Here is a 24135-nt window from a genome sequence, read left to right as displayed (position 1 = left end):
TCGCGGGATGGCCAAGTATCACCAGCAGGTATCCGGAACCAACTACTCGTTCGACGGTCTCGTCGATCTGATGGCAAAAGCGACACCACTGCGGTCGGGTGACGAACTCGCCGGTTGCGCGGCAAGCTCCGATGCCGAACGCGCTGCTGCCCAATGGGTTCTGGCTGATCTTCCGTTGACGGTGTTCCTCGAAGACCTGTTGGTTCCGTACGAGGACGACGAGGTGACCCGGCTCATCATCGACAGCCACGATCGCCTCGCATTTGCGCCAGTGGCCCACCTGACTGTTGGCGGATTACGGGACTGGCTGCTCGAGACTGCGTCGGCGCCGGAAGCTTCAGCACGCTTGTCTGCCGTGAGTCCCGGTCTGACCCCCGAGATGGTTGCCGCGGTCAGCAAGATCATGCGCAATCAGGACCTGATCGCCGTCGCCAAGGCCATCACGGTCACCGCGGGGTTCCGCACCACCATCGGACTGCCTGGACGGCTGAGCACCCGACTCCAGCCAAACCATCCGACGGACGATCCACGCGGCATTGCGGCGGCCACATTGGACGGTCTCCTGATGGGATGTGGCGACGCCGTCATCGGCATCAACCCCGCGACGGATTCACCCCAGGCCACCTCGGATCTGCTCCACCTGCTCGACGACATCCGTCAGCGATTCGAGATCCCGACTCAGTCGTGCGTGCTCTCTCACGTGACCACCACGATCGGACTGATCGAATCGGGGGTGCCGGTCGATCTTGTCTTCCAATCGATTGCCGGTACCGAAGGCGCCAATTCCGGTTTCGGAGTGAACATTCCGCTACTGCGCGAGGGTAACGAGGCCGGACGCTCCTTGAACCGAGGAACGGTCGGCAACAACGTCATGTACCTCGAGACAGGGCAGGGGTCCGCCCTCAGTTCAGGTGCCCACTACGGCACCGGCGGAGCCCCGGTCGATCAGCAGACACTCGAGACCAGGGCATACGCCGTGGCCCGAGATCTCGAGCCGCTGCTGGTCAACACGGTGGTCGGTTTCATCGGTCCCGAGTACCTCTACGACGGCAAGCAGATCATTCGCGCGGGCTTGGAGGATCACTTCTGCGGAAAACTCCTCGGGCTGCCGATGGGAGTGGACGTCTGCTACACGAACCACGCCGAAGCCGATCAAGACGACATGGACAACCTCCTCACCTTGCTGGGCGTCGCCGGCGCGGCGTTCGTGATCGCGGTGCCCGGCGCCGACGACGTGATGCTCGGCTATCAAAGTCTGGCGTTCCACGACGCGTTGTACGTGCGTAAGGTCCTCGGTTTGCAGCCCGCCCCGGAGTTCGAGACCTGGCTCCACAACTTGGGGATGACCGACGCAAACGGTCGGGTTCTTCCGATCGACGCCGAAATGTCGCCGCTGCGGGCTTTGACGGTGAACTCATGACCGAAGATCAGGCGCCGATCCTCGATTTCTGGGGTCCACTGCGCAAGACCACACAATCGCGTATCGGGCTGGGGCGTGCCGGAGATTCGTTGCCCACCAAGCGGGTTCTCGAATTCAAGGCAGCACACGCCGCAGCCCGCGACGCAGTGCACGAGCCACTCGATTCCGAGACTCTCGCCAGTCGGGTCGACGGGGTGGGTATCGGGGCACCGGTGGTGGTCGCGAGCAGCGTCTCCACTCGCAGCGAGTATCTCCGGAGACCCGACCTGGGGCGACAACCCGCGGACCTGAGCGCGATCAAGAGCTCCGACAAGGAAATCGGGTTCATCCTCGCCGACGGACTCTCCCCGCGAGCACTGATGGACCACGGCGAGCAACTACTGTCCGCGTTGGTCACGGTGTTGGGGGAGCGGTACTCGATTGCTCCGCCGGTGATCGCCACGAATGCCCGTGTGGCACTGGGTGATCACATCGCCGCCGCGATGGGAGTGCAGACGGCGATCGTCCTGATCGGCGAACGTCCAGGGCTCTCCGTTGCGGACAGCGTCGGGATCTATCTGACTCATCTTCCGCGCGTCGGTCGTACCGACGCGGATCGAAACTGCATTTCCAATGTCCACCCACCCGAGGGCCTCGGATACGAGCAGGCTGCTCGTGTCGTCCTGGGGTTGGTGACGGGAGCGCGCCAATTGGGCCGCTCCGGCGTCGACCTCAAGGACACCTCTCGCGCCGACGCCGTTGCGTCGGGAGAAGTGCTGACGCTCGATTAGTTGACACCTGCACGGCATACCCGGGTCGATCGACACTCGGGTATGCCGTCGTACCCGAATCACGACGAAAATGAGGGAATCGATGTTCCGTTCGCTGCATGCCCGCGCCCTGTGTGCGTTGGCCGTAGGTAGTGTCCTGTTGAGTGCAACTGCATGTAGTTCGGCCGAGAGTGCCACGAAAGAGGATGCGGCGCAGAGTGGTTCATCCTGCGCGGTGTTGGATCCCAGTCTGGCGTGGTACGGCGACAACCGTGTGAGGTTGGATGCCATGATGACGGAGTTCGGAACGTGTGGAGCTGCAGGTGATGTCGATGACGGCGCTCCGTTGGCGCTCTTCGACTGGGACAACACAGTTGTCAAGAACGACATCGGAAGCGCCACTGCATTCTGGATGATCAAGAACAACAAGGTGTTACAGCCCGTGGGAGCGGACTGGGCAACCACCAGTCGCTTCATGACTCCAGCCGGCGCTGCCGCACTTTCCGCCGCGTGTGGCTCGGAGACCGCCGCGGGTCAACCCTTGGTAACCAGTACCGACTTGGACTGCGCTGACGAGATCGTTGCGGTACTCGAGGAGAAAACTCGCGACGGACAGGTTGCATTCGACGGCTACGATCACCGCCGGACCAAGGCTGCATACGCGTGGGCGGTGCAGTTGATGGCAGGGCACACCGAGGGCGAGATCACCGAGTACGCCCGCGCAGCGCGTGCTGAGAATCTCGCTGCCGCAGAAGGATCCGATCAGACCGTCGGTACCACGGAAGTCGACGGTTCGGTGCGTTACTACGCGCAGATCGAAGATTTGGTGAAATCGCTCGGCGCTCATGGATTCGACGTGCGGATAATCTCCGCGTCGGCCGAACCGGTCGTTCGAGTCTGGTCGGAGCAGCTAGGATTGGATGCCGATCACGTGATGGGAGTTCGGCCGATCGTCGAGGGCGGCGTTCTGACGGGGCGCCTGCGGGGATGTGGTGGGGTTGCGGACGGTGACGACTCGGTCATTCCGTACATCGATGGGAAGCGGTGTCAGGTCAACGAGGTTGTCTACGGGGTCCAAGGGCCTACGGCGTTCGAGCAGTTGCCTGCCGATCGGCGTCAGGTGTTTGCTGCCGGTGATTCTGTCACCGACGTGACGTTCCTCGGAGATGCGACCGGTGCGCGCCTGGTGATCAACCGCAACAATCCCGAACTGATGTGCAATGCCTACGACAACAGTGACGGAAAATGGCTGGTCAACCCCATGTTCATCGAACCGAAAGCACAGGCGGATGCTCCCTATCACTGCTCGACCGATGCCTACACTGACGCGGCCGGGGCCAAAGGCGCCGTAACTCGTGCGGACGGCAGCGTGATCCCCGATCAGGTGGATTCCGTCGCGTGACAGTCGGCTTGCTGCGGTGACTTCACAACGATCGATCGGCGTGTGATCTGATTCTTTCGAGCCCTTTGTCGGGCTGCGGAAACCCACGGGTGTCCGCTGTGATGCTGGAGCCGCAGAGGCGGCACGTGAGTAGGAGAAATCGATGGCCTTCGCTGGCAATGTGGACGAGTTGGCACTGCTCCAAGCAGTGCGTCTCAAGGAGCGGGTCGGAGCGGTTGTACTGGCCGAGCACTTGGGCGTCAGCGCAGCGTCCGGTCAAGCTGCGTACGACGCACTTGTCGCGCAGGGTAAAGCGGCCGAAGCAGAAGGTGCCATCAGCCTGACCGAGAAAGGCCTCGCGGAACTCGAAGATCAGTTGGACGCTGAGCGGGTCTCGATCGACGAGGACTCCATCGGCGAGGTGTACGAGGCTTTCGTTCCGCTGGACGAGGAGTTCGTTGCACTTATCGACGACGCAGACGCGAATTCCCTTGCCGAGCTGGACCGCCGGGCTGCAAACCTGTTCGACGATTTGTCGGCATTCGTTCCGCGGTTGTCCCGCTATCAGGATCTCTTCTCGGATGCTCTCGCGAAAGTTCAAGCGGGGGAGTCCAAGTGGATTTCAGAACCGATCATCGACTCCTATGCCACGGTGTGGGGAGAGATCCGTCAGGAGCTTTTCGGGGCTGCCGGAAAGGCTTGATTCGTAGCGCTGGACCTGACGCAGTTCAGCGTGGGCCGTCCGATTCGTGTGAACGAATCGGACGGCCCACGGCATGTGAAGAGCCGTGAAACTCGTTACCATTGCATACAAGTCGTGACCGAGATCACTCCTACCCCCTTTCGGGGGTAGTGCGGGGGTGAGCCACATCACTACCTTTCCTCCTATCGACGGTGATGCCCACAGGGCGACACCACGGGACCACGGAGGAATCGAGTGACCACAGTCTCTCCCACAGGCGGCAACAGCGCCGCCGGCGCCGGGGGTGCGAGTGCCGCAGGCGCGACACAACCCCAGCAGACCACCAGTGTGCGGCGCGTCGCGATCGCGAGCTGCATCGGCACGACCATCGAGTTCTACGACTTCTTCATCTACGGAACTGCTGCGGCACTTGTCTTTCCGACGGTATTCTTCCCCGCGCTCGGTGCCACCGCGGGAACCGTCGCATCGTTTGCGACCTTCGCAGTCGCATTCATCGCCCGGCCCGTCGGCGCAATGCTGTTCGGGCACTTCGGTGATCGCATCGGTCGCAAGAAGACTCTGATCTCGACGCTCCTGCTCATGGGTATCTCGACGCTCCTGATCGGCTTGCTGCCCGGCGCGGCAACCATCGGTGTTGCGGCTCCGATCATCCTGGTGCTCTTGCGATTCGGCCAAGGCTTCGCGGTCGGCGGTGAATGGGCAGGCGCAACTCTGCTCACCGCGGAATACGCCCCACCGGGCAAACGTGGTCTGTATGCGATGTTCCCGCAGCTCGGCCCCGCAATCGCCTTCGTGCTCTCGAGCAGTACATTCCTCATCACCGGCGCTGTTCTCGGCGATACCAACCAAGCCTTCCTCGACTACGGCTGGCGTATCCCGTTCTTGTTCTCCATCGTGTTGGTCGGCATCGGCCTCTACATGCGACTCGCTATCGAGGAGACCCCGGTCTTCAAGGCGGAGCAGGCAGAGCGCGTTGCAGAGCAGAAGAACGAAGCACCTCGCACCCTCCCGTTCCTGGATGCCTGGCGGTTCCAGACCAAGGAAATCCTGCTCTCGGCCGGCGCCCTCGCTTGCCTGTTCGCGTTCTTCTACATGGGCACGGCGTTCCTCACGAGCTACGGAACCAAGACCCTCGGCTTCTCCCGCCCGTTCGTCCTGTCGGTCGGTATCGCGTCCGCCTTCGTCTTCGGTGCGGCGATCATCGTCTCCGCCTTGTACTCGGACCGCATCGGGCGTCGCAAGGTCATCATGATCTCTTGTGGTCTGGCTGTGGTGTGGGCGCTCATTCTGTTCCCGCTCCTGGACACCGGAACACCGATCGCGTTCATCCTCGGAATGTTCGGCACGCTGATGATCTTCGGAATCGCGTACGGCCCCTGCGGTGCGCTGCTTCCGGAAATGTTCCAGACCCGCTACCGCTACACCGGTGCCGGCCTCGGCTACAACCTCGCCGGAGTGCTCGGCGGCGCAGTGCCGCCGCTGATCGCCGCACCGCTGGCCTCGGCCTACGGGAGTATGGCCATCGGAATCATGTTGGCAATCCTCGGTGTGGTGAGTCTGGTCTGCACCTGGGCGCTCGTCGAGACCAAGGACCACGCCCTGTAAACACTGTGCGCCTTTATTAACCGCCGGCGGTTAATAAAGGCGCACAGCAGGCGGGTGGGGTGTCCGGACTTCGAACAGTTACGGCCACCCCGCACCGGGAAGTATGTCGTGCATCACACCGAATCGAGTAAATTCGTAGATGAGAGGGTCCGCTGCGGCGGCCCCTCTCATAGGTGCCTGAACAGGTAACCGGAGAGGACAGAACACATGAGTACGCCGCTGCCCAGCTATACGTCCGGAGTATGGGACGGTCCGATGCTGGGCGACACCATCGGAGACAACCTCGATCGCACGGTTGCCGCACACGGCGACCGCGATGCGTTGATCGACCACGCGAGCGGTCGACGATGGACGTACCGGGAGTTCGCCGAGCAGGTGAACGGGCTCGCTGCCGGACTACTTTCCCGTGGTGTGGGGAAGGGCGACCGAGTGGGAATCTGGGCTCCCAACTGTCCGGAATGGACGTTCACGCAATACGCGACGGCAAAGATCGGCGCGATCCTGGTCAACATCAATCCGGCGTACCGCTCGCACGAGTTGCAGTACGTGCTCGAGCAGGCCGGGATCTCGACGCTGGTGTCTGCGGCCAGCTTCAAGACCTCGGACTACGCGTCGATGATCGAGACGGTGCGGCCGCAGTGCCCGGATCTGACGTCGGTGCTCCTGCTCGGTTCACCCGAGTGGGACGCGGTGCTTGCCGACGGGTTGGCGGCCCAGGCCAACGATCCGGCTCCGCTCGCAGCTGCCCAAGCCGCGCTGTCGGCCGACGACGCGATCAACATCCAATACACCTCGGGCACTACCGGTTTCCCGAAGGGCGCGACGCTCAGCCACCACAACATCCTCAACAACGGCTACTTCGTCGGCGAGTTGTGCCACTACAGCGAGGTCGATCGGGTGTGCATCCCGGTGCCGTTCTATCACTGCTTCGGCATGGTGATGGGCAACCTTGCGTGCACCAGTCATGGTGCTGCCATGGTCATTCCGGGCCCCGCCTTCGATCCGCGCGCTTCGCTCGAGGCCGTCCAGGCCGAAAAGTGCACGTCCCTCTACGGCGTTCCGACGATGTTCATTGCCGAGTTGGCGCTGCCGGACTTCGACAGCTTCGATCTGTCGTCCCTTCGCACCGGCATCATGGCGGGTTCGCCCTGCCCGGTCGAGGTGATGAAGCAGGTCATCGATCGCATGGGCATGGCAGAGGTGTCCATCTGCTATGGCATGACCGAGACGTCGCCGGTGTCGCTGCAGACCCGCTCGGACGATTCGATCGAGCAGCGCACCGAAACCGTCGGTCGGGTGGGGCCGCACCTCGAGATCAAGATCGTAGATCCGGCAACCGGACTGACGGTGCCGCGCGGCGAGCCGGGCGAACTGTGCACGCGTGGTTACTCGGTCATGCTCGGCTACTGGGAGAACCCGGAGAAGACCGCCGAGGCGATCGACGCTGCCCGGTGGATGCACACCGGAGATATCGGAGTCATGGACGAGGCCGGATACGTCGCTATCACGGGACGCATCAAGGACATGGTCATCCGCGGTGGTGAGAACGTATATCCACGTGAGATCGAGGAGTTCCTTTACACCCATCCCGACATTCTCGACGCGCAGGTCATCGGTGTGCCTGACGCAAAGTACGGCGAGGAATTGATGGTGTGGGTCCAGATGCGCGAAGGTGCAGACGATCTGGACGCCGATTCGGTCCGTGCCTTCTGCACCGGCAAGCTCGCGCATTACAAGATTCCGCGGTACGTCCATGTCGTGGACGAGTTCCCGATGACAGTCACGGGCAAGGTCCGCAAGATCGCGATGCGAGAACAGGCGATCGAATTGATCGGTCAGGCCTGAGCATATGTCCGCGAACCCAGGGGAGCGTGAGCCGGTACGCCCCGAGATCGCGCTCTCCTGGAAGCGTTCTCGACTGAGTGGCCTCGATCCGTCGTCGGCAATCGCCGTGGACACCGAGGAGCAGGACGGCGAGTCTCGTCTGCTCCGGGCCGCCGCGCCCGTGCTCGACGAGGTGTCGCAACAGATCGCGGGCACCGGTTTCTGTGTGCTGCTTGCTGATCGAGAATGCCGTGTGGTCGCTTCGGTGTACTCCGACAGCCGCGTCGAGCGGACGATCGAGCGGTTGGGCGTCGTCAACGGTTCACGCTTCGGTGAAGAGCACGCCGGTACCAATGCACTCGGTACGCCGCTCGAGGTAGGTCGAAGCGTGGTGATCCACGGGGACGAGCATTTCCTCGACAGCCTCAAGGGATTGAGCTGCTACGGCCAGCCGATCTTGCATCCCGTCACACGTCGCGTCGAGGGTATTCTCGACATGACCGGCGTTGTCTCGCAGGCAAACCCGCTGTTCGCGCCCTTCCTTGCGCGTGCTGCAGCGGATATCGAAAAACGACTGCTCGAAGGCTCCAAAGCGTCGGAGCAGCGGCTGGTCGACGCATTCCAGCGAGTGTCACATCAGCGCCACATTGCCGTCGCGGCCATCGGCGACGACATCCTGCTGAGCAACCGAACGGCCTTGGATCTGCTCGACACCGCCGACCACGTATCACTCCGGTCCTTGATCGCCGATCTCAATCCCGATCAATCGAGGCTTGTGACAGTCGAATTGGCGTCCGGTGCGCTGGCGCGAGTTCAAGCCGACCGGATTTCCGGGGCCGACGGCGGCGCACTCTTCCTGGTCGAACCACTCCAGCGGGAACGGGCACCCATCCGCAGAACCCACGAGCGGGCACCATCTCCGGGGGAGCGACTGCGCCGAGACCTCATGCGAGCGCGGGCCTCGTCGTCCGCAGTTGCCATCTCGGGTGAAGCAGGTTCCGGTCGAACTTCGGCAGCATCGGACGTGGTCGGGAGCGTCGACGCCAGTTGGCACGATGCCACGCGGATCGCGTTCGACGGCCGTGAGCAGTGGATCACCGATCTTGTGCGAGCAGCCCGTAAGCGTTCGGGCGTGGTCGTGATCGAACAGGTGCAGCTCCTTCCCGATTCGGTGTTGCCACTGGTTGCAGACCTGGTCGATGCCAGCGCCGAGGGGCCGAGGATTGTGTTGACCAGCGGCGCGGTCGCGGATTTGCCGCCAGCCATCGTGTCACTCATCTCGCGTTGTGCCTCCAGGATTTCCATCAACCCGCTGCGAGAACGACAAGCCGAGATCGCCGAGTTGGCTCAGGCGATGTTGGACGGGATCTCGCCCGAATTGAGGTTGACTGCCAGCGCTGCCGAAGCGCTCGCGGCGGCCAGTTGGCCGGGCAATCTGGCCGAATTGCGCGTCGTGTTGAATCGGGCCTCAGGTGAACGCTCGAGTAATCGCATCGACGTCGTCGATCTGCCCGAGGACTATCGCACCACGACCAAGGTGTCGCGGTTGGCAGGGCGGGAGAAGGCCGAGCGCCAGGCGATCATCGGAGCGTTGAAAGACTGCGGCGGCAACAAGGTTCACGCGTCGGCGCAACTCGGAATCAGCCGAAGCACTCTCTACACACGGATGCGGGCGCTCGACATCACTGTGTAGTTGACTGTCCGAATTGAGTTGTACAAAGTTCGGACAGTTAGCACCCCCGGAAGCGCGGAAGTATGGCGTGCATCACATTCGCACCTCACTACTTCAGGGGAGTTTCCGATGACGGCAGTAGCCGAACACACCATCAGTTCCGCGGTACAGGGTTTCCTGAACGGACCGAAGAAGCTCTACATCGGCGGCGAATTCGTCGACGCCGCTTCGGGTCAGACCTTCGCGACGTACAACCCGGCTGACGGACAGAAGCTCGCAGACGTGGCACACGGCCAGGCCGAAGACATCGACCGCGCGGTACGCGCCGCCCGAACGGCTTTCGAGGACGGCCCCTGGTCTCGGATGAAGGCAAACGAGCGCGAGCGGATGATCTGGCGCGTCGGCGACATTCTCAGTGCTCGTGCCGAGGAATTCGGTCAGCTCGAAGCTCTCGACAACGGCAAGTCCGTTGCCATCGCCACCGCCGTCGACGTGGCTTGGGCCGCAGACGTTTTCCGCTACTACGCGGGTTGGGCCACCAAGATCGAAGGCAGCACCGTCAACGTGTCGATGCCCTTCTCTCCGGGCGGCGAGTTCCACGCCTACACCCTGCGTGAGGCAATCGGCGTCTGTGGACTGATCGTGCCGTGGAACTTCCCGCTGCTGATGTCGTCGTGGAAGCTCGCCCCCGCGCTCGCTGCCGGCAACACGGTGATCCTCAAGCCCGCTGAGCAGACCCCGCTCACCGCACTGCTTCTCGCGGAGGTCTTCGAAGAAGCAGGCTTCCCGCCCGGCGTCGTCAACATCGTTCCCGGCTTCGGCGATGCAGGTGCTGCACTGTCCGGCCACGACGACGTGGACAAGGTCGCGTTCACCGGTTCCACCGAGGTGGGTAAGAAGATCGTCGACGCCGCCAAAGGCAACCTGAAGAAGGTTACGCTCGAGCTCGGTGGCAAGAGCCCCAACATCGTATTCGCCGACGCGGATTTCGATTCCGCGGTGGAGGGTTCACTCAACGCCTGGCTGTTCAACCACGGTCAGTGCTGCGTTGCGGGTACCCGTCTGTACGTCGAGGACACCATCTTCGAGAAGTTCACCGAGGCCGTCGCGCACGCAGCGAGCCAGGTCAAGATCGGACCCGGCCTCGATCCCACCACCCAGCTCGGACCGCTGGTCTCGCAGGAGCAGTTCGACAAGGTCACCGGTTACCTCCGTGAGGGAATCGCAGACGGCGCACGTGCACTCACCGGCGGTAACCGCTGGGGCGATCAGGGCTACTTCGTCGAGCCGACTGTCTTCGTCGACGTCAAGCCCGAATTCTCCATCGTTCAGGAGGAGATCTTCGGACCCGTCGTGGCAGCGCTGCCGTTCAACGCGGACGACGGACCCATCACTGCCGCAAACGATTCCATCTACGGACTTGCCGCCGGCATCTGGACCCGTGACATTTCCAAGGCCCACCGCACGGCCAAGCGTCTCAAGGCTGGCTCGGTGTGGATCAACCAGTACAACGGCTTCGACACCGCAATGCCTTTCGGCGGATACAAGCAGTCCGGTTGGGGCCGCGAGCTCGGCGCTTCGGCTATCGATCTCTACACCCAGACCAAGGCCGTCAACATCGCCCTCTGACCGACCCCCATCGCTCATTCTCTCGTCCGACAATCAAGGAGATCACCAGTGAAGACCAAAGCTGCTGTACTGCTCGAGCCCGGAAAGCCTTTCGAGATCATGGAACTCGACCTCGACGGCCCGGGGGTGGGTGAGGTACTGATCAAGTACACCGCTGCCGGACTGTGCCATTCGGATCTGCACCTGACCGACGGTGATCTCCCGCCGCGTTACCCGATTGTCGGCGGACACGAAGGCTCGGGCATCATCGAAGAGGTCGGACCCGGCGTCACGAAGGTCAAGCCGGGCGACCACGTCGTATGTAGCTTCATCCCCAACTGCGGCACCTGTCGCTACTGCTCGACCGGTCGCCAGAACCTTTGTGACATGGGTGCCACCATCCTCGAAGGTTCGATGACGGACGGTTCCTTCCGTTTCCACGGCAACGGAATGGATTTCGGCGGAATGTGCATGCTCGGAACGTTCTCCGAGCGCGCCACCATTTCTCAGCACTCGGTGGTCAAGATCGACGACTGGCTTCCCTTGGAGACAGCAGTGGTCGTCGGCTGCGGCGTGCCTTCGGGATGGGGAACGGCAGTCAACGCCGGTAACCTTCGCGCCGGCGACACCGCGGTGATCTACGGCATCGGTGGCCTCGGCATCAATGCCGTCCAGGGCGCCGTTTCGGCCGGCTGCAAGTACGTCGTGGTGGTCGATCCGGTTGCTCTCAAGCGTGAGACCGCACTGAAGTTCGGTGCAACCCATGCCTTTGCAGACGCCGAGAGCGCTGCTGCCAAGGTCAACGAGCTGACGTGGGGACAGGGCGCCGACGCGGCGCTCATCCTTGTCGGCACCGTCGACGAGGACGTGGTCAGTGCAGCGACAGCAGTGATCGGCAAGGGCGGCACCGTGGTGATCACGGGTCTCGCCGATCCGGCCAAGCTGACCGTGCACGTGTCGGGAACCGACCTGACGCTGAATCAGAAGACGATCAAGGGCACGCTGTTCGGATCCATGAACCCGCAGTACGACATCGTGCGACTGCTTCGTCTCTACGATGCGGGTCAGCTCAAGCTCGACGAACTGATCACCAACACCTACAGCCTCGAAGACGTCAACCAGGGCTACCAGGATCTGCGTGATGGCAAGAACATCCGTGGCGTGATCATTCACGACAAGTAGGACAACTGCTGTGCGCCTTTATTAACCGCGGGCGGTTAATAAAGGCGCACAGCACTATTTCTTGGCTTTCGACAAAATCTGCATCAACTGAAGTAGTGCTGAGAACTTCGCGAATACCGAGCGCGAGACCACCGGACCGAAAGCCGCGGTGTCGGTTGCATCGAACGCGTCGAGCAGATCGCGGAAGCTTTCGACCTGTTTGACCATCGCGTCGAGATCGACGTGCGTGGCGGCGTCGGCATCACGCAGAGCTAGTAGGTACTGCGGCGCCGTCACCAAGGCGACTGCCGGGATCTTCCGCTCGAACAGTGGTTCACCCTCGCCGAAATGAATGACCGGTCCTGGCGCCACGATTCGGCGATCGCCTGCCCCGATGTCGCGCCACAGCGGTGCAACGATGTCGTGTGCTTCTCGGCTCGTCGCGTAGAGCAGTTCCGGTTCCGGAGTGGTCACCAACGCATAGCTGCCGGTCGAGGTGTCCTCGGTATCACCCAGCGCGCCGAGGTGTTCGATCGCGATCCCGGCTACTGCGCGCGCCTGACCGGCTTCGCCCTTCCACATCTCGGGGTGCGCTTCGAGCCAGGTGGAGGTTGCCTGTCCGTGCTTGGACACCGCTGGAATTCGCAGGTGGCCAGTCGTCAGCACAAAAACGTACGACCGTCGATGCGGCTGCGCGACGGCGTGCCGCGCCAAGGCCAACATTCCCAGATGCCCGTTCTCCTCGACGCCGTTGGTTCCGTCGCTGTGAGTGATGAGCAGAATCGTCTCTTCCGGTGATGTCCCCGGGGATACCGCCCACACCGTGTCGGTCCGGGTGTCCGGATGCAGAGTTGCATCCAGAACCAGAGTCGCCCGCTGACCGGAACGAGCTGCAGCGACAACCTTCCTGCCCTCGTCGCCGGCCACCCAGACGGCGGGGATGTCGTGGTACGGCTGCGTGAACGGAAGATATTGTCCCAGTGCGTTGTCCGGAGCGATGTCACGCCACACCGCGATCACGCCGAGCACTCCGGCCTTGCGGGCCTTGTCGAGTTTCGGGCCAAGAAGGGTTGCGGAGAGAACCGGATTTCGAAGAGTCTCGTCGGTGGCGATCGGACCCCACTCGCTGACCAGTAGCTTGCGGGGAAGATCGACGTGCGGGACCTCGATCACCGCGATCGCGCCCTTGGCCGCGGACCATTTGGGGCGTCGCGCGCTGACGTAGACCAGGGGAGCGGAGATTCCCTGAGGCCCGGTCAATCCCGAGTAGGGGAATGCGGACGAAACCTTGATCGGTCCCGTCGGCAACTCGATGCGAAGCCCCTCAGATGTGTCCGGTAGATCCCAGCGTTCGAAAGTGTGTGAATCACGCCGGACTTCGAGGCCCAGTTCGGTCAGTTCGTTCGCGACTTCTTCCACCACCGCGTGGTGTGAAGGTGATCCCGTCAATCGTGGCCCCAGCGCGTCGAGTCGCTGTTGGCCTGCAAGGAGGAGATCGCGATCGACGGCATGGCCGTGATTCATGGGATTGCCTTTCGTACTACGCGACGTCTGCTCTGGTGAGGCGCCTGCCCGTGTCGTGTCCACGGTACCGAGCGGTCTGAAAAGGAGACGGAGAGCGCGCCGGATATGCCGTTTTCGCAGATATACCGGGTGCCAATGGGCCTATCGGTCCGTACCGTATGACCTTGGCACCGAAAGACTCCGTGTTCTTCGGACAGACCAGTCCACGGCGAGAGAGGCCTACGTTGGCTACGTATCTTTACAGGTTGGGGAAGTTCGCTTTCCGCCACAAGTATCTTGTGGTGGCCGCGTGGATTATCGTGATCGCGGTGGTGGGAGGCGCTATCAGCGCCACAAATCCGACGTTCTCCAAAGAATTCAATCTTCCGGGCACCGATTCACAGCGTGCGACCGAGTTGATGAACGAGAACTTTGCAGCGGCAGCGGAGCAGCAAACTCAGGCGTCGACCAGCATTCTCATCGCGGCAGACGACGGGCTTGCCGCGCACAGCGATCAGATCGACCAGTTGATCGCACAGGCGAAGACGTTGCCGGACATCGTCGATCCCGAGAAGATCGTCAATCCGGTCACTCTCGCGGAGGCCAATCCGGCGGTGGCGTCAGCCGTTCTCGGCGACAACGGCAAGGTCGGGCTGATCCAGCTCAATCAGTCGATTCGCATCGAGGATCAGACGCAGGCGAACAAGACGGCGTTCCTCGATTTGATGGCAAAATTCCGCACCGGTGGCCTGCAAGTCGAAGGCACCGGTTCGATGATGCAGGTGCAGGCCGCGGGCGGTCTGTCGGAGATGCTCGGCTTCGCGGTGGCGTTCATCGTGATGATCGTGGCGTTCGGCGCACTCATCGCGGCGTTCATCCCGTTGTTCACTGCAATTCTTGGAATTGCGCTGGCCACTCTGACGGTCACACTCGGCTCGGGCTTCTTCGACATCAACGAAGGTGTCACGGGAATCGTCACGATGATCGGCATCGCAGTCTCGATCGACTATGCGTTGTTCATCGTGTCGCGCTACCGCAGTGAGCTCAATCTGGGCGGAACCAGGGAAGCTGCTGCCGGACGCGCAGTAGGTACAGCAGGTTCGTCGGTCGTATTCGCGGGCCTGACAGTGGTGGTCGCGCTGGCAGCCCTGGCGGTGGTCGGGGTCCCGATGATCACGCAGATGGGAATCTCGGCGGCGGTTGCCGTCATCATCGCCGTGCTCGGCGCAATCACGTTGATCCCGGCAGTTCTGGGCATCTTCGGTCGGTTCGCGTTCTCGCCTCGTATTCCCGGGCTTCGCCACGGTGACGAGCCCGAGACGATGGAATCCAACGGACATCGCTGGGCCAAGATAGTCACCAAGTACCCGTGGCCGATCGCGGGTGCTGCTCTGGTCCTCCTGGTGATCGCGGCTATTCCGATGACGAAGCTCGAACTCGGACTCTCGTTCACTCAAGACGAAGAGCGACCGGCACTGGCCCTCCTGCAACGAGGATTCGGTGAAGGCGTCAACGGCGAATTGTTCGTCGTGCTCGACGCGCCCGACGGTACCGACATCACCGCGATTGCCGAAGGCACTGTCGCGCACATCAAGGGCCTCGACAACGTCGCAACGCCGGATCAGTTGATGTGGGTCGGAAACGGACCGGACACGGCAAACCCGATGGCGGGCGCAAACTCTGCGCTCATCGCGGTCACCCCGCAGATGTCTCCGAGCGGCCCCGAAACCCACGAGCTGATGAATCAGATCCGGGACTACGGATCGACGGTGAAGTCGGAAGGCGCAGAACTCGGTGTAGCGGGTCAAACCGCGATCGTTGCAGACATGTCGTCGAAGCTCAGTTCCGCGCTCATCCCGTATCTCATCGTGGTTGTGGGGCTGGCGTTCATCATCATGATGGTCGTCTTCCGCTCGATCTTGGTGCCGCTGACCGCAACTCTCGGATTCCTGTTTTCCGTCTGTGCGACCTTCGGCGCCACGGTGGCCATTTTCCAGTTGGGCGACTTCGGGCTGATCGAGCACACACAACCGATCATCTCGTTCCTGCCGATCTTCATGATCGGTGTGGTCTTCGGGTTGGCGATGGACTATCAAGTGTTCCTCGTGACGCGAATGCGCGAGGAATACGTGCACGGATTGTCGGCCAAGGACGCCATCATCTCCGGCTACACCCATGGTGCTCGCGTGGTCGCGTCGGCGGCCATCATCATGATCTCCGTGTTCGGCGCATTCATGCTGTCCTCGGAGACGACAAGCAAGATGATGGGCTTCGGTCTCGCGGCGGCAGTCTTCTTCGACGCCTTCATCATCCGCATGATCGTGATCCCTGCGGTCATGTCGATTCTCGGTGATTCGGCGTGGAAGTTGCCGGCGTGGCTCGACAAGATCCTGCCGAACGTCGACATCGAGGGTGAAGCGATTCGACGGATTCCGATCGAGCAGGATCCGGATTCCGATCCAGACCCGAATCAGGTGCCTGTAAGGGTGTAAGCACTCAGGTCGTCAGGACGGGGTGCCGGTTGCACAGCAACTGGCACCCCGTTCTTCTGTCTTCATGCGGCGCTCGCGCGATAGGAAACCATCCGGTTGGTAACAGAAATCGCTGTGATCGCGACAGGACTTCCAGAGGCGACGCGCATCGGGAGCGAGCCGTGACAGTGACTGCGAGGGTACGTGTCGAAGGAGCAAACCGATTCGAAGCGGGCCGAGAAGTGGACCTTCGCGCTGACGGTCGTCTCCCTGATCGCCGGTGGGACAGTGGTTGCCGGGCTGGTGGATCGGTGGAGCAGTTCGCCGTCCGATGACATCTCTGTAGCTGCGTCATCTTCGATCACCATGACGTCTACACCGGACGAGATTCCGGCGGAGGACGTGCCTGAATATTCGTACGTCACGCCGAGCGCGGTGTACCCGACCACGATTCCGGGTTGTGAGAGTGTCGAAGCGCCGGACGACGAACACGGAATCTCGATCTTCACATCGACAGGCGGCGACGACGCGTACGACGATCCACGTTTTCCGTGGTTTTCCGGCGCCAAGGCTGTATCGATGTCGGATGCGGTCGCCGGTGCGATTCCGGACGGCGTCGAGATCAAGTTCGCCAGTCCGAGCCGATCACTCCAGTTCGGTCCGATCTCGGCACCGTCGACCTCGGACGAGCTGCCCGAGGGATGGACGATCGAGGATCTGGCGTCCACTGATGCGTCGGCGACAATACTTCGAGGCGAGGCCAGTGGTGGACTGTCGGTCTCGGTCAACAGCAGTAAGGCGCCGGTTCCTCCGTGCGTTGCCGGTTCTCTCGTCGAACGTCGCTCACTCGCGGATGGTTCAGTTGTGGACGTGCAGGACTCGTGGAGTGAAATCAACGGACAACGCACTCTTTCTCGTTCGGCGTTCCTTTACGGCATCGATGGCACACGAGTTCACGCCTATCTCGATGACACTGCCGATCGAGTCGGCGCCGAGGTTCAGGCAAGCGGCGCGCTTCCACTGACCATCGACGAACTGGTGTCCTTGGTCAGCCTGCCGCAACTGCGAATTACGACGCCTGCTCCGCCGGGGGCTGCCCCGCTTGAGACTGATTGTGGCGGTCGGACGGACGAGTCATCAGGGAGGGATCTGGATCGAGGAATCGTCGAGGCGCTCGGTGAAGCGCTCCGATCGGGTTGGCGCGCAGCACCGCCAGAAGCGCCTGACCTCGGCAGCCGGCTGGGTGATCTGGTTCTGGCCGAATACGACGACACCACCACGTGCCAGGTTCTTGTTGCACGGTCGGGAAGCAACGAGTCGCGTCTGAGTATCTCGATCACCAGCGGACAACCGCTTCCCACACCTCCGAACAAGTACGACCCTTCGTACGACGGACACCCGCTCTCGATGGAGACCACCGAGGATGGATCCGTGATCGAACGCGATGAGAGTCGCGGGGAGAAGGTCCACAGATCGGTAGTCGTTACCCGTCCCGGTGGGACGCGAGTAACGGTGAGCTCTTCGGCAGAGGCACCGAACGTGCCGATGACGTTCGAGCAGTTGGAGTTTCTCGCGACGATCGACGGGCTGGAGATTCGATGACCGCCAGGTATTCGCCCAAGGTCCGCCTTCGGATCGCAGCCGCCGTAGCCGTAGTCACGGTCACCGCCGCCATCGCCACGGTGGTCACGTCGACGAGTTCCGAACCGACAGCGGCCTCATCTCCGTTGTGGAGCGTCGAGGCCTCCGAGATTCTCGGGCGCGAGTTCGCGATATTTCGGAGCCCACTTGTTGGAACCGAATTCAACATGGACATGGGCGGATTCATCGACGCCGGATCACTCGTGGTCACGATGATCGGTATGCCGGATCGTCAGGCGTATTCGTTGGACGACGCAGAATTGGTCGGATTGGACGCCGAAGATGGCACAGTTCGTTGGCGCACGTCGGCGGTCGACATCGGTGGTTGCTCCGAGACTCTGCTCGGCAGTTCGGTGCTGTGTTTCTCCGGGCCGTACGTATCCGGTGGTTCGTACTCACTTTTCGATATCGAGACAGGAGAGCGTCGAGACATCAAGACGCCGTGGGCACCGATCATCGCGGTTGTCTCGGGTGACACGGTCCTCGCGCTCGAGGGTGATATCGAGAGCAACGACGTTCGCGTGCACAGCGGAACCGTCGACGATCCGGAAGCGAACTGGTCCAAAGCGTTCGACGTCGGTGGATCGTGGGAAGCCGGATACGTCGATCCGGTGATGTCGGTGCACGGCGATCTGGGTGTGATCGCTCTCGACGAGTCTCTGGGATTCGATCTGAAGACGGGCGAACAGCGGTGGGTACACGGTTACTCCACCTGTTCGACCGCGCATACATCGTCGGACGGCGTGACATTGGTGTCGGATGGCGGTTGCGAAGGCAATGGCCGTCCGACAAGTGAGTACGCGCTCGATCAGAACGGGCGCGAGTTCGCCAGGACGGACGAACTGCCCTCGGAGTCCTCGTACTACGGCGGGCGATACAGCCGAGATGATCCCGTGGGAAGATCGACTCCGATCATTCTGGGACACAGCGGTTTCGACCGGACTTCCGGCGAGAAATTGTGGTCCAACAGTGAACTCTTCGACACCGCACAGTCGTTGGCGGTGATCGGCAACGTGGTTGCCGTGACACGTTCCGGTTCCGAACCCGAGGTCCAGTTCGTGGACCTCTTCACCGGTGAGGTCCTGTGGCGATCGAACGCTGAGCGCGCCGGGGCGGTTGTCTGGCACGGCGATGTCGTTATCGACGAGGGAAACGTCTACGGAACGGATGTCCTTACGGGCCAACGTAGTTGGGAGGTTCGGGTGGACCAGGACGGGGACGACGAGTTCACCCCCTGGGCGATGCCGCGGGAGCTGTGGGCGGGGGACAAAGTGCTGTTGCGTTCCAGTGAAGACCGCATCACGGCGTTGAAACTGTCTTGAGTGCTTCGGCCTCCGGTGCCGGAACAGTTTTCCCGGTGATCGGATCGACTTCCTCGAGCGGTGGAACGTCTTCTCCGTCGAGCACTCGGCGCATGCGCTCCTTGTCGAGCTGCCCCTCCCAATTTGCGACCACGAAGGTAGCGACACAGTTCCCAAGCAGGTTCACCGAGACTCGCATCGAGTCCATGATTCGATCGGCGCCCAGCAGGAGGGCGACTGCGGCAACTGGAATTGCGCCGTGACCGATTGCGGCCACGGTGGCGGACAGTGCCAGGAATGACGATCCCGGCACGCCGGCCATTCCCTTGGATGTGAGCATCAGTACCAGGACGGCAGTGATCTGTTCACCGAGTGTCAGGTCCACGCCGAGTGCCTGAGCCAGAAACAGCATGCAGATCGACAGGTACAGCGTGGCGCCGTCGAGATTGAACGAGTAGCCGGTAGGCACCACCAATCCTGTTGTAGTGCGCGAGCATCCGGCGTTGGTGAGCTTGACCATGATTCGGGGCAGAACTACTTCGGTCGACGCCGTTCCCAACGCGAGGAAGAGTTCGTCCTTGATGTACTTGACGAACTTCCACAGGTTCACGCCCGCGAAGTACCTGACTATCGCCGCCAGGATGAGGATGAACAGGACGGCCGCGAGATAGCATGCGGCGATCAGCTTTCCGTAACTTCCGAGCGAAGCGATCCCGTACTGGCCGACGATGTACGCCATCGCGCCCAAAGCGCCCAACGGCGCCAGTCTCATGATCCAGCCGATGATTGTGAAGAACAGATGGCTCAGACGATCGACGAGTTCGAACACGATTGGTGGTCCACTCTCACCTGCCTTGGCCAAGGCGAGCCCGAACAGTACGGCGAAGAAGAGGACTTGGAGGAGTGCGTTCTCGGCGAAGGCCGAAACTATCGACACCGGAATGATATTGAGCAGGAATTCCACGGTGTGGGGAAGTTCGCCACTTCCGGTCTTGGCGGCCACGGCGTCCGCACCGTTCGCCAGCGTCTCCGGATCGATGTTGAATCCCGCTCCTGGTTTCATCAGGTTGCCGATGAGTAGTCCGAACAGCAGCGCGAAAGTGGTGACGACCTCGAAGTAGATGAGAGCCTTGACGCCGATACGCCCCACGGCCTTCAGATCCCCGACGTGAGCAATCCCGATCACGACCGTGCAGAAGATGATCGGCGCGATCAGCATTTTGATCAGCTTGATGAAGCCGTCGGCGAGGGGCTTGAGATTCGCGCCGAATTCCGGCCACAACCAGCCGATGAGAACGCCGATGACGATAGCGGCGATCAATTGCACGAACAGTGATCGGTACCAGGGCGGCTTGTTGGCGAGTCGCGCGAGCTCGCTGTTCGGCAGTTTTACGGAAGTTGGCATGGATGGGAACGGTAGGTCTGCTTGATTGCGAAAAAATAACTCGCGAATGTCGTGGATGTAACGCGTCGAGGTTGCATCTCGGACAACAATTCGGTCAACAAGCGACAGTTGTGTGTGACTGTGGTTATTGTTTCCCTGAGCGGTGATCTTCCGTCCGCGTGCATGCACGACGTGTGAGAGGGGCTGTCATGGGGCAAATTATCGGAACCATCATTTTCGGCGCAGTCATCGGAATCCTGGCTCGTCTCGTACTGCCAGGTAAGCAGCAGTACGGCATGATCATCACCGTCGTCCTCGGTGTCGCCGGAGCGCTTATCGGGTACTGGGTCTGGGGAGCGATCTCGGACAAGGGCGACACGGGTGGAATCGACTGGATCCGCTGGATCATCAGTATCGCCGCGGCGGCCGTGCTCTCGATCGGCTACAGCGCCGTCACGGGCAAGAAATAGCAAGCCAACGCGATTCGCGAAGTGCGCCCTCCCGAAGTTCGGGAGGGCGCACTTTTGGTTTGCCCTAGTTGTCCGACCCCAGTTGTGAGCGAACGGCACTCTCGTCGCCTCAGATGCGCCGAAAGGCGCGTTCGTTCAGGGGAGGGTCGCCGTAAATTCAGAGCGCTCGTCGCTGAAGATGCAGCGCCTCGAGGAACTGCGCCGGCAGATCCTGCTCGAGGATTTCGTCATCGGGATGCGGTAGCGCTTTGATTTTCGCGAACTCGTCGTTGAGGCGTTCCATCTTGACGTCGAGGCGGTGTGCCGCGGCAGCAGCCTCGGTGAGTTCGTCGAGGAGCTCGACGGGAACCTCGCGGTTGTACTTGTAATAGATCTTGTGCTCGAGGCTCGCCCAGAAATCCATCGCGATGGTGCGGATCTGAAGTTCGATCGGTACGTGCCTGACGCGGTCGCTCATGAAAACCGGGACCTCGACGATCAGGTGCAAGCTCTTGTAGCCGTTGGGTTTCGGATCGGCGATGTAGTCCTCTCGCTCGATCACCCGAGGGTCCGTCTGGCTGGTGAGCATCTCGGCGATCCGGTACGTGTCGGAAATGAAGCTGCAGGTGATGCGCACGCCGGCGATGTCGAAGATGTTCTTCGAGATGTCGTCGATCGTGAGCGGGATGTTCAGGCGTTGAGCCTTACGCAGGATGCTGTCCGGCGACTTGACCCGTGACGTCACGTGTTCGATGGGGCTGTACTGATTGATGTGAGTGAACTCGTCCTTGAGAATGTTCACCTTGGTCATCAGTTCGGAGATTCCGAATTGGTACAACATCATGAAGCGGGAGAACTCGGTCCGCAGTTCGGCGAAATCGGCTCTGCTGACCCCACTGCTGTCTTCCACGTTCGGCACCCTCATCTGTTAGCTGGTGTAACCAGTCTGCCACCGATTGTGCCGTGTCCGGTTTCAGTGGGTGCGCAGGGCGGCGAGCGTCATATCCCGCAGGACGCGACGTGCGCGTGCCGGCGAAGCTGGGTTGGCGCTGTGAGGGGTCGAGTTGATCAGTCCGAAAGTGGCATGAGCTTTGATGCGGGCATCCGCCTGATCGAGCTGGGGATCGAGTTGCTCGAGGACTCCGACCCACACCTCGACGTACTTGCGCTGCGTTTGGCGCACCTGTCGACGCGCGTCGGCCGGCAGGCTTTCGAGGTCGCGGTCCTGGATGCGGATCAGGTCCGGCTCGCCGAGCGCGAAGTCGAGGTGGAACTCCACCAGTGCGTCGAGAGCGGCGCTCGGTGAGTCCGCTGCCTCCGCTGCCGCAGAACCGCCTTCGTGCAGGCGCGTGCTGATGCCGACGAGAAGTTCCACGAGGACGGCATCCTTGTTGGGGAAATGCCGGTACACGGCCGGGCCGCTGATACCGACGGCCGCGCCGAGGTCTTCGAGTCGCACACTCACGAATCCGCGTTCGGCGATCAACCGTGCGGCGGCATCCAAGAGCTGACGACGACGGTCGGCCTTCATCTGATCGCGTCGCGTCGGAGCTGCTACCTGCTCAGAGGTCATTCTCTCGATCTTTCTTCGCTTGTGTTCTGGACAACTCAGTTAATCATAGTTAATCTAGTTTCAGTTATCGAGCATTAACTCATGGCGAAGGCGGCGGGATGACTCCCAGTGGAATCACGCAAGGATCGGGCTACCGGTCCGATCACACCGTTCTGGTGGACGAACTGAAGAAGAAACTGGCGCAAGCAGCGCTGGGTGGCAACGAGCGCTCTCGCGAGCGCCACGTGAGCAGAGGGAAACTGCTGCCGCGAGATCGCGTCGACTCGCTGCTCGACCAGGGCAGCCCGTTCCTCGAGTTGTCGCCGCTGGCGGCCAACGGCCTGTACGACGACGAGTGCCCCGGCGCCGGCGTCATCACCGGTATCGGCCGTGTGTCGGGCCGGGAGTGCGTCATCGTTGCCAACGACGCGACGGTCAAGGGCGGCACGTACTACCCGATGACGGTGAAGAAGCACCTGCGCGCGCAGGAAGTTGCGCTGCAGAACAACCTTCCATGCATCTACCTCGTCGACTCCGGCGGCGCCTTCCTGCCGCGCCAGGACGAGGTCTTCCCGGACCGTGAGCACTTCGGCCGGATCTTCTACAACCAGGCGACCATGAGCGCCAAGGGGATTCCCCAGATCGCCGCAGTTCTCGGTTCGTGCACCGCGGGCGGCGCTTACGTGCCCGCGATGAGCGACGAAGCAGTGATCGTCCGCAACCAGGGCACCATCTTCCTCGGCGGCCCGCCGCTGGTGAAGGCAGCCACCGGTGAGATCGTGACGGCAGAAGAGCTCGGCGGCGGCGACCTGCACTCCAAGGTTTCCGGCGTCACCGACCACCTGGCCGAGGATGACCGCGACGCACTTCGTATCGTGCGCAACATCATTGCCACGCTCGGCCCCCGCTCCGAGCGCCCGTGGGACGTCATTTCCACGGTTCCGCCCGTCGCCGATCAGAGCGAGCTGTACGACGTCGTCCCGACCGATCCCCGTACTCCGTACGACGTGCACGAGGTGATCACCAAGCTCGTCGACGGTGGCGCGTTCCAGGAGTTCAAGGCTGAATACGGCAAGACGCTCGTCACCGGTTTCGCCCACATCGAGGGCCACCCGGTCGGCATCATCGCCAACAACGGCGTTCTCTTCGGCGAATCCGCCATGAAGGGAGCACATTTCATCGAACTGTGCGACAAGCGCAGTGTGCCGCTGCTGTTCCTGCAGAACATCGCGGGCTTCATGGTGGGACGCGACTACGAGGCCGGCGGCATCGCCAAGCACGGCGCCAAGATGGTCACGGCAGTTGCGTGTGCACGCGTCCCCAAGCTGACAGTTGTCATCGGCGGCTCGTACGGCGCCGGCAACTATTCCATGTGTGGACGCGCGTATTCGCCTCGCTTCCTGTGGATGTGGCCGAACGCGCGCATCTCGGTCATGGGCGGCGAGCAGGCAGCTTCGGTGCTCTCGACGGTTCGTAGCGAGCAGCTCGACAGCGCGGGCAATCCGTGGTCGGCCGAGGATGAAGAGTCCTTCAAGGCGCCGATCCGTGAGCAGTACGAGGCTCAGGGCAATCCGTACTACTCCACTGCGCGGCTGTGGGATGACGGTGTCATCGATCCCGCAGATACCAGAACTGTTCTCGGCCTGGCCCTTTCGGTGTGCGCAAACGCACCGATCGAGCCGGTCTCCTACGGCGTCTTCCGGATGTGAGC

Annotated in this window: 18 protein-coding genes; 14 read left to right on the top strand and 4 right to left on the bottom strand. The window is 61.9% G+C overall.

Annotated elements, in window-relative coordinates; all coding sequences use genetic code 11:
- Nucleotides 1-7 precede the first annotated feature (7 nt).
- The 9 genes from RE4_RS17340 (at nt 8) to RE4_RS17300 (ending at nt 12144) form a co-directional block, all read left to right on the top strand.
- Nucleotides 8-1420 (top strand): ethanolamine ammonia-lyase subunit EutB, encoded by a 1413-nt coding sequence (locus RE4_RS17340; RefSeq protein WP_003941961.1) that lies wholly within the window; start codon nt 8-10, stop codon nt 1418-1420.
- Nucleotides 1417-2190, top strand: coding sequence for an ethanolamine ammonia-lyase subunit EutC (eutC, locus tag RE4_RS17335; protein ID WP_019744242.1), 774 nt, complete (start codon nt 1417-1419; stop codon nt 2188-2190). The genes RE4_RS17340 and eutC overlap by 4 nt, the downstream gene beginning before the upstream one ends.
- A gap of 82 nt (nt 2191-2272) precedes the next feature.
- A complete protein-coding gene (locus RE4_RS17330; protein ID WP_060939037.1) occupies nt 2273-3571 on the top strand; it encodes an HAD-IB family phosphatase in 1299 nt (432 codons plus the stop codon).
- Between the two features lie 142 nt (nt 3572-3713).
- Nucleotides 3714-4253, top strand: coding sequence for a hypothetical protein (locus tag RE4_RS17325; protein WP_019744240.1), 540 nt, complete (start codon nt 3714-3716; stop codon nt 4251-4253).
- 234 nt (nt 4254-4487) lie between these two features.
- Complete coding sequence (locus RE4_RS17320) at nt 4488-5858, top strand: MFS transporter (protein ID WP_370671300.1); 1371 nt, start codon at nt 4488-4490, stop codon at nt 5856-5858.
- Between the two features lie 207 nt (nt 5859-6065).
- Nucleotides 6066-7703 (top strand): AMP-binding protein, encoded by a 1638-nt coding sequence (locus tag RE4_RS17315; RefSeq protein WP_046378243.1) that lies wholly within the window; start codon nt 6066-6068, stop codon nt 7701-7703.
- Nucleotides 7704-7707: 4 nt separating this feature from the next.
- On the top strand, nt 7708-9375 hold the full coding sequence (locus tag RE4_RS17310) for a sigma-54-dependent Fis family transcriptional regulator (protein WP_060939036.1): 1668 nt from the start codon (nt 7708-7710) through the stop codon (nt 9373-9375).
- Nucleotides 9376-9483: 108 nt separating this feature from the next.
- Nucleotides 9484-10983 (top strand): aldehyde dehydrogenase family protein, encoded by a 1500-nt coding sequence (locus tag RE4_RS17305; RefSeq protein ID WP_019744236.1) that lies wholly within the window; start codon nt 9484-9486, stop codon nt 10981-10983.
- A 48-nt stretch (nt 10984-11031) separates the two neighbouring features.
- Entirely contained in the window at nt 11032-12144 is a 1113-nt protein-coding gene (locus RE4_RS17300) for an NDMA-dependent alcohol dehydrogenase (protein WP_019744235.1), read from the top strand.
- 54 nt (nt 12145-12198) lie between these two features.
- Here RE4_RS17300 and RE4_RS17295 read toward each other — a convergent pair whose 3' ends face one another.
- Nucleotides 12199-13647 (bottom strand): hypothetical protein, encoded by a 1449-nt coding sequence (locus RE4_RS17295; protein WP_060939035.1) that lies wholly within the window; start codon nt 13645-13647, stop codon nt 12199-12201.
- Between the two features lie 224 nt (nt 13648-13871).
- Between RE4_RS17295 and RE4_RS17290 the strand changes: the two genes are divergently transcribed.
- The 3 genes from RE4_RS17290 (at nt 13872) to RE4_RS17280 (ending at nt 19060) form a co-directional block, all read left to right on the top strand.
- A complete protein-coding gene (locus RE4_RS17290) occupies nt 13872-16118 on the top strand; it encodes an MMPL family transporter (protein WP_029254898.1) in 2247 nt (748 codons plus the stop codon).
- A 183-nt stretch (nt 16119-16301) separates the two neighbouring features.
- Nucleotides 16302-17699 carry a hypothetical protein gene (locus tag RE4_RS17285; protein WP_029254899.1) on the top strand — a complete coding sequence of 466 codons (1398 nt, stop codon included), beginning with the start codon at nt 16302-16304 and terminating at the stop codon, nt 17697-17699.
- Nucleotides 17696-19060 carry an outer membrane protein assembly factor BamB family protein gene (locus tag RE4_RS17280; RefSeq protein WP_029254900.1) on the top strand — a complete coding sequence of 455 codons (1365 nt, stop codon included), beginning with the start codon at nt 17696-17698 and terminating at the stop codon, nt 19058-19060. Before RE4_RS17285 ends, RE4_RS17280 begins: the two co-directional genes overlap by 4 nt.
- Here the strand turns inward: RE4_RS17280 and dctA are convergent.
- Nucleotides 19038-20444, bottom strand: a complete 1407-nt coding sequence (gene dctA, locus RE4_RS17275) for a C4-dicarboxylate transporter DctA (RefSeq protein WP_020906875.1) — start codon at nt 20442-20444, stop codon at nt 19038-19040. The genes RE4_RS17280 and dctA overlap by 23 nt on opposite strands.
- Nucleotides 20445-20632: 188 nt before the next feature.
- Here dctA and RE4_RS17270 point away from each other — a divergent pair, with 188 nt between their 5' ends.
- Nucleotides 20633-20893 (top strand): GlsB/YeaQ/YmgE family stress response membrane protein, encoded by a 261-nt coding sequence (locus RE4_RS17270; protein WP_021334317.1) that lies wholly within the window; start codon nt 20633-20635, stop codon nt 20891-20893.
- A 157-nt stretch (nt 20894-21050) separates the two neighbouring features.
- Here the strand turns inward: RE4_RS17270 and RE4_RS17265 are convergent, their stop codons facing one another.
- On the bottom strand, nt 21051-21797 hold the full coding sequence (locus RE4_RS17265; protein ID WP_060939034.1) for a GTP pyrophosphokinase: 747 nt from the start codon (nt 21795-21797) through the stop codon (nt 21051-21053).
- Nucleotides 21798-21845: 48 nt separating this feature from the next.
- Complete coding sequence (locus RE4_RS17260; protein WP_003941968.1) at nt 21846-22445, bottom strand: SACE_7040 family transcriptional regulator; 600 nt, start codon at nt 22443-22445, stop codon at nt 21846-21848.
- A 98-nt stretch (nt 22446-22543) separates the two neighbouring features.
- On the opposite strand from RE4_RS17260, the gene RE4_RS17255 reads away from it, so the two are divergent.
- Complete coding sequence (locus tag RE4_RS17255; protein ID WP_021334316.1) at nt 22544-24133, top strand: carboxyl transferase domain-containing protein; 1590 nt, start codon at nt 22544-22546, stop codon at nt 24131-24133.
- Nucleotides 24134-24135: the final 2 nt, after the last annotated feature.

The sequence above is a fragment of the Rhodococcus erythropolis NBRC 15567 genome, assembly GCF_001552595.1.
In the GTDB taxonomy this organism is placed as follows: domain Bacteria; phylum Actinomycetota; class Actinomycetes; order Mycobacteriales; family Mycobacteriaceae; genus Rhodococcus_F; species Rhodococcus_F erythropolis.
This window is presented reverse-complemented; position numbering and strand designations above follow the sequence as displayed.

Bases quoted from the DNA above. Each gene is read 5' to 3' on its own strand.
- RE4_RS17340 (WP_003941961.1), top strand. From the start codon at position 8: ATGGCCAAGTATCACCAGCAGGTATCCGGAACCAACTACTCGTTCGAC.
- eutC (WP_019744242.1), top strand. From the start codon at position 1,417: ATGACCGAAGATCAGGCGCCGATCCTCGATTTCTGGGGTCCACTGCGC.
- RE4_RS17330 (WP_060939037.1), top strand. From the start codon at position 2,273: ATGTTCCGTTCGCTGCATGCCCGCGCCCTGTGTGCGTTGGCCGTAGGT.
- RE4_RS17325 (WP_019744240.1), top strand. From the start codon at position 3,714: ATGGCCTTCGCTGGCAATGTGGACGAGTTGGCACTGCTCCAAGCAGTG.
- RE4_RS17315 (WP_046378243.1), top strand. From the start codon at position 6,066: ATGAGTACGCCGCTGCCCAGCTATACGTCCGGAGTATGGGACGGTCCG.
- RE4_RS17310 (WP_060939036.1), top strand. From the start codon at position 7,708: ATGTCCGCGAACCCAGGGGAGCGTGAGCCGGTACGCCCCGAGATCGCG.
- RE4_RS17305 (WP_019744236.1), top strand. From the start codon at position 9,484: ATGACGGCAGTAGCCGAACACACCATCAGTTCCGCGGTACAGGGTTTC.
- RE4_RS17295 (WP_060939035.1), bottom strand. From the start codon at position 13,647: ATGAATCACGGCCATGCCGTCGATCGCGATCTCCTCCTTGCAGGCCAA.
- RE4_RS17280 (WP_029254900.1), top strand. From the start codon at position 17,696: ATGACCGCCAGGTATTCGCCCAAGGTCCGCCTTCGGATCGCAGCCGCC.
- dctA (WP_020906875.1), bottom strand. From the start codon at position 20,444: ATGCCAACTTCCGTAAAACTGCCGAACAGCGAGCTCGCGCGACTCGCC.
- RE4_RS17270 (WP_021334317.1), top strand. From the start codon at position 20,633: ATGGGGCAAATTATCGGAACCATCATTTTCGGCGCAGTCATCGGAATC.
- RE4_RS17265 (WP_060939034.1), bottom strand. From the start codon at position 21,797: ATGAGGGTGCCGAACGTGGAAGACAGCAGTGGGGTCAGCAGAGCCGAT.
- RE4_RS17260 (WP_003941968.1), bottom strand. From the start codon at position 22,445: ATGACCTCTGAGCAGGTAGCAGCTCCGACGCGACGCGATCAGATGAAG.
- RE4_RS17255 (WP_021334316.1), top strand. From the start codon at position 22,544: ATGACTCCCAGTGGAATCACGCAAGGATCGGGCTACCGGTCCGATCAC.